General features: G+C 59.2%; 6 protein-coding genes and 1 pseudogene. 3 read left to right on the top strand and 4 right to left on the bottom strand.

Annotation, left to right across the window (positions count from 1 at the left end; genetic code table 11):
- Window positions 1-526: 526 nt before the first annotated feature.
- On the bottom strand, window positions 527-1,216 hold the full coding sequence (locus FVF58_RS50565) for a DedA family protein (protein WP_246217612.1): 690 nt from the start codon (window positions 1,214-1,216) through the stop codon (window positions 527-529).
- A gap of 140 nt (window positions 1,217-1,356) precedes the next feature.
- Window positions 1,357-1,857 carry an Ohr family peroxiredoxin gene (locus FVF58_RS50570; protein WP_149676922.1) on the bottom strand — a complete coding sequence of 167 codons (501 nt, stop codon included), beginning with the start codon at window positions 1,855-1,857 and terminating at the stop codon, window positions 1,357-1,359.
- A gap of 631 nt (window positions 1,858-2,488) precedes the next feature.
- On the opposite strand from FVF58_RS50570, the gene FVF58_RS50575 reads away from it, so the two are divergent.
- From FVF58_RS50575 to FVF58_RS50585, 3 genes are all read left to right on the top strand, one after another.
- Entirely contained in the window at window positions 2,489-3,061 is a 573-nt protein-coding gene (locus FVF58_RS50575; RefSeq protein ID WP_149676923.1) for a YbhB/YbcL family Raf kinase inhibitor-like protein, read from the top strand.
- 166 nt (window positions 3,062-3,227) lie between these two features.
- A complete protein-coding gene (locus tag FVF58_RS50580) occupies window positions 3,228-3,980 on the top strand; it encodes an SDR family oxidoreductase (RefSeq protein ID WP_149676924.1) in 753 nt (250 codons plus the stop codon).
- Between the two features lie 104 nt (window positions 3,981-4,084).
- Window positions 4,085-4,795: an SDR family NAD(P)-dependent oxidoreductase gene (locus FVF58_RS50585; RefSeq protein WP_149676925.1), complete on the top strand. Its 711-nt coding sequence runs from the start codon at window positions 4,085-4,087 to the stop codon at window positions 4,793-4,795.
- Window positions 4,796-4,956: 161 nt separating this feature from the next.
- On the opposite strand, the gene FVF58_RS50590 is transcribed toward FVF58_RS50585, so the two are convergent.
- Window positions 4,957-5,838, bottom strand: coding sequence for a DMT family transporter (locus FVF58_RS50590; RefSeq protein WP_149676926.1), 882 nt, complete (start codon window positions 5,836-5,838; stop codon window positions 4,957-4,959).
- Window positions 5,835-5,999: pseudogene (locus tag FVF58_RS54065) on the bottom strand (LysR family transcriptional regulator); the annotation flags it as partial. The pseudogene FVF58_RS54065 and the gene FVF58_RS50590, both read right to left, overlap by 4 nt.

Raw genomic sequence — 5,999 nt, forward strand, 5'->3', positions numbered from 1 at the left:
TGATGCCCGCATAGCTCGCGGCGATGCTTGTGGACAGCGCGTCAGCGCGATTCGGCAAGCCAAGGCGAAAGCAGCGTTCCGATGTGTCCGATTGATTCATTTTGTTCCCTCAAGACGAAATCCTGTGCGACCCAGGTACCGTGCAACGAGGTATCCCTGCCGCCGTCGTCCATGTACTTCACGCAGGCGTCGTTGCTACCAATGTAGATCTGGCCATCCAAGGTATTCACTGCGCGCTCCGGATAGAACAACGAGCTTTCGCACGACTACAAATCTGTGCTGAGGGGACGGGAAAAAACATTCAACGAACGGCTGACTCTGTACCTACGAACGAGCGGGGGCTTCATACTTGTATATGATCTGCCGGCAGTATTCCTTCGCATTCGAGAGCAGGGGGCCAAGCTGTTTGCGAGCGCTGCAATGCGGCGCTCGCCGTGACGACAGAGCCATCAGCCTCAGGGCTCGAGGAATGAAGGAAGGTATGCAGTGGATGTGCCGATTTGATCTCGCGTTGGTCAGCAGTAGCCTACGAAGTCGGTGGAAAAGGGGGAGCGACCGATGAGTCATTTTTCACTGAGGTTCGTCTACGAGCCCTACGAACAAGCCACGCATAGGAAAGGAGGACGATTGGGACGATGCCCAATAACCACACTTGCCATCCTGATTGGTGGGGAAGGGCGAACAATGCGTCGATTCGACGGGCGAACGCACCCGCGAGGAGACCCGCGGATGCCCAGACGCATACGCTGGCGCAGTCATACAAAAGGAAAGTACGGGCTTTGATTGCCATGGCGCCACAAAGAGGAACTGCGATCAGCGATAGCCCGGGCACGAAGCGAAGCATGACCAACGCAAGGGCGCTACGTCGAGAAAAGAGGTGCTCGAACCTTGTGACGCACGATTGCCTCGCGAACGGAAGTTTGCACACCAGTTGGATGGCGCGTCTGCCGTAGCGCTTGCCGCCGTGAAACCAGAGAAGGTCGCCGAGAACACCGCCGGAAACGGCAGCACCGAGCAGGATGACGAAGTGAAACAGGGTACGCGCGAGGTCATCTCTTGCAATGACGATGCTCGCGCCAATTGTCATTAGCGTTGCGATAGAAGGAAACGGCAGACCGAGGGACGAGGCAAGTACGCTGAAGAATACGATCAACGCTCCATAATGGGAAAGCAGCTCATGGGACACCATCTTGCGACCCCGAAATGAATTGGACATCGATATCGATCGGCTGGTTGATGCGATCCAACCGGCTGTCGGCGCACGCGACACACTCGGAGTAACGAGGCTGGTCGCAAAGAATCTGTCCGTGACCATCGCGCTGCGCACGCTTTCGCCAGAGGAAGGCGCATCTTGCGTCAGTCAATAACGGTCACGATATTGATGGTTCCTTGTCTGGCCATTTTTGCGTACGGGCAAAAACGCTCGGCATTTCGAACCAGCTCTTCCGCCACGGATCGTTCAACGCCCGGCATCCGGACTCGGACATCGATGACCAATGCATAGCCTCCATCGATAGGATCACGACCGAACGAAACCTGCACCGCCGCGACAGTATCGTCGACCGCCACCGCTGCGCGATTTCCGAGCAGGTTCAGCGCCCCGTGAAAGCACGCTGCAAAGCCTGCGGCGAACAACTGTTCGGGATTGGTCCCGGTACCGGGACCGCCGAGCTCACCAGGCAACCGCAGATCCAGAACAAGATTCCGGTCATCAGAACGGGCTACGCCGGATGCACGGCCGTGCCCCGTCTCGCCGCCGGAAACGGTGACGGTTGTCGTGTACAGTGGATCGAAATCCCGGCCGCGATACCTGTCGAGGAGGGAAAGCGGGGGTGATTGCAGTTTGTTGTTGTCCATGATGTATTCCTGAGATCGGTGACTCGCGTTCCGACTGTCCGTCGTCCATTTGTCGCAGGCCGGGTTGCCGCGTCTGGAAGATGTTCAGGACGGCATCATTCTTTCATGACGGCGAGGTGGTAACGACGTCGTGCCCCGGCGCAGTGAGTGGTGCCACGATGCTGATGCCGATGGGGCCGGCACGACCATAACAACGGTGATGAACCTACGACGTACCCCTGAGCGAATAGTAGGTGAGCGCGGGTGGTGAAGGTAGGGCCGTCAATGGACTCGCGGTGTTTCCATTTTGGCGCCAATCCAAACAAGCAGATGAAAATCGGAGTTCCCCGTTACGGGCCCGAAGTGAGGCTGACAACGCGCTGTTGTCGTGAGGTAAAAATCAGCCGGACATTGCGAAGGCGTTCAGACATCGACGGTGCGGGGAAGCATCGCGGCTTGGCCGAGGTAGTTTCGTCTTCGCCGAGTGGCGACTGATGGCCGGGATACTTCAACATCGATAAAAAGAATGGCGTTTCGATGATGTTGCTGCGAAGGCAACACCGTGGTTCACGAATACGCCTTCCGGGTCGAATTGTTAAAAGATACCGTTGATATCGTTGTGCACGTCTCCCATCGTCTAACGGAGTACACGATGAAATCAAAGGTCCTTTTGCAGGCGACGCTCTGCTATGCCATGGCGCTAGCGATTACCCCGACGACAGCTGGAGCGGAGCCGTTCACAATCAAAGTCGATGGCCTGAACCACGGACACTTCTCGAATGAGCAGGTGTATGGGGGCTTTGGCTGCCACGGCAACAATGTTTCGCCGCACATTTCATGGACTCACGCCCCACGCGGAACCAAGAGCATCGTCCTAACGATTTTCGATCCCGATGCGCCGACCGGCGGTCTCGGTTGGACCCATTGGGAGGTCGCAAATATTCCCCCTTCAGAGTCGTCCCTCGAAAAGGGAGCATCTGGCAATCCAAAGCTTTTACCGGCAGGCGCGATCGAGACATTGACGGATTTTGGCGAATCCAGATACGGTGGACCGTGCCCGCCTCAAGGGGAATCGCACCGGTATATCGTGACGGCGTCCGCCCTCGATGTGGCCCAAATCGATGTGGCACCAGCGGCAAGTCCTGCGGTCGTTGCCTATCAGATGCATGGAAAAGTCATCGCCCAGGCGAAGTACATCGCAAAGTACCACCGCACGTCAGACTGAATAGGGCGGAAGTGCGATCCGTGCGACCTCCCTTTAGAAAAACGTCCTTGTCGCATCATGCGTAGGCGGACTGCAATTGTTTGAGGTCTGAACACATGACGGTCTTGCGAAGCGGCGAACAACACCCGCCCAGCGCGTTCATTTACTCTCATCTGGAGAATCTGTCATGAAAATCGTCGTAATCGGTGGGTCCGGCCTGATCGGATCGCGTGTGGTCACGCTGCTCAGCGAGGCGGGTCATGAGGCGCTCGCTGCGTCGCCGCGTACTGGTGTGAACGCTGTGACGGGCGAGGGCCTGAGCAATGCGCTGAAGGGCGCCGATGTCGTAATGGATGTGACGAACGCGCCGTCATGGGAGCCGCAGGCGGTACTCGACTTCTTCCGCACCTCGGCGCGCAACCTCGGCAAGGCCGAAGTGGCCGCGGGGGTGCGCCATCACGTCGCGCTATCGATCGTCGGCTGCGACCGCTCGCCGGAGAACGCGTATTTCACTGCCAAGGTCGCGCAGGAAGAGGTGATCGAAGCAGCCGGCGTGCCCTACACGATCGTGCGCGCGACGCAGTTCATGGAGTTCATCGGCGGTATTGCGGATTTCAGCACGGTCGACGGCACGGTGCGCATCGGCGAAGGACTGTTTCAACCGATCGCCGCGGACGACGTCGCGGCGAGCCTCGCGCAGATCGCGCTCGCCGCGCCGCTGAACGGCACGGTCGAGATCGCCGGGCCGGACCGTGCGCCCTTTGCGGAGATCATCACGCGTTTTCTGAAATCGGTAGGTGACGCGCGCCCGGTGGTGACGGATCGCGATGCGCGGTACTACGGCGGCCGTGTCGAGGAACAATCGCTCGTGCCGCTCGGCGACGCGCGGATCGGCCGCGTCAGTCTCGACCAGTGGCTGGCGCAGGCCAAGAAGGGTTGATTGCAGGTTTAAGCGAAACCTGAGTCAACGTGTCCGCATTTGTCTTTGTCGGAGCCGTTGGCCCGATCGGCGTCGAAACCGAATAAAAACTTTCTGGGTAAAGCATGAGCACGTCACACAAGGTTGTCGTCGTTACCGGCGCATCGCAAGGCATCGGTGCCGAAGTCGTCAAGGCGTTTCGCAAGCTCGACTATCGCATTGTTGCGACTTCGCGTTCGATCAAGCCGTCGGAAGATCCAAACATCCTGACGGTAGCGGGGGACATCGGTGATCGCACAACCGCTCAGCGTGTTATTTCCGAAGGCGTCGCGCGATTTGGCCGGATCGATACGCTGGTGAACAACGCCGGCCTTTACATCGGCAAACCATTCACCGAACACACCGCGGAAGACTACGCCGCGGTGATGAATGTGAATATGGCGGGTTTCTATCACATGACACAACTCGCCATCGCCGAAATGGAAAAGCATTCGAGCGGCCACGTGGTTAGCGTAACCTCCAGCACCGCCGATAATGCGATCAGTGGCGGATATTCAGTACTGGCAGCCCTGACGAAGGGTGGTCTGAACGCCGCCACCAAGTCGCTGGCGATCGAGTACGCGAGGAAAGGGATTCGCGTGAATGCCGTCGCGCCGGGGATCATCAAGACGCCGATGCACGCGCCGGAAACTCATGAAGCGCTGGGCGCCTTCCATCCGCTCGGACGCATGGGCGAGATGAGCGACATCGCCGACGCGATTGTGTTCCTCGATGCCGCACCGTTCATCACGGGAGAAATCCTGCACGTCGACGGCGGCCAGAGCGCCGGTCGCTAAAACCCTCGGGCACCGCAAGACGGTGCGGTGCCCTTTCGTATCCCCGCATCAATGAATGTTTTTCGAGAGTGACCAGGAATGACGCTCTGCGCAGGTCAATCTTGTGCCGATCGAAGCCACATTTGGCAGTGGCCCACCCGGGGATCGGTACGTAGCGGCGTTCAGCGTTTCCACTTCTGCACGAATGGACCCGGGCGCAGCACGACAGGCCTCAGCGAGGCAACCGCTACCCCCGCCACTATCAATGCGCAGGCGAAGAAGATCGTCGACCAGTCGCAGTCAGTGACCTTTCCCGCGAGCGCCAGCCCCAACATCGACAGCACCGGCGTGCTATATGCCAGGATGCCGATCTGGGACGGGTTGCCCTGCCGCATCGCGCGATCCCACAGCATGAATGAAATACCGAGTGGGCCAAGACCAATAACGGTCATCCACAGCCAGTCGTTGCCGGTTGGCGTGAACCGGGGCTCAAACAGCAGATGGCTGGCGATCGCCAGCAGGCCGGCGCCGAGGCAAAACCCACCGACCGCCCACGACGAAAACGGTGGCAGCCATCGGGCGCCACGCGAATACACGGCCCAGACGATGGCCGCTAGCAACGCCATCGCATAGCCGACGCAATGCGCCATACTGAACACAACGTTGCCCGACGTGGAACCGATCGCGACAACGCAGCCGCCGAAGCCGAGCACCGCGCCGGCAATCTTTGCGGCGCAATCAGCGCCGTGCCGAGGCGAGGTGCCGAGCAGCACCAGCAGCAGGGGCCACAGGTAGTTGATCAGGTTCGCCTCGGCGATGGGGGCCAGCCGGAATGCCATCACCAGGCTGATGTGATATACAAAAAGGCAAACGGTGCCGAACGCCATCGTCCGCAAGGGCACGCGCCATTCGCGAGCGCGAATGAGGCACGTCATACTCCCCAACGACAGCGCCACGCCCATCAGCAATAACGGAGGCACATGCGGCGCGTGAGAAACCAGCGTCGCGAACGACGCCCAGAGAACAATTGCGCCGGTCGCGCACAGCCATGAAACCAGATTCATGCCGCCATCCCCTCTGTCGAAGCCCTGATTGCATCGGAGTTAAATCCGGTCAGGCAATTCAGTTCAAGTGCACGGATCTGCTCGGTCATGAAGTCGATGAACACGCGAATGCGCGTCGGCAAATGCTGCCGGTTCAGGTAACAGATGTAGTGCCCGCGATC

Origin of the sequence: Paraburkholderia panacisoli, from assembly GCF_008369935.1 — a bacterium.
Lineage (GTDB): Bacteria > Pseudomonadota > Gammaproteobacteria > Burkholderiales > Burkholderiaceae > Paraburkholderia > Paraburkholderia panacisoli.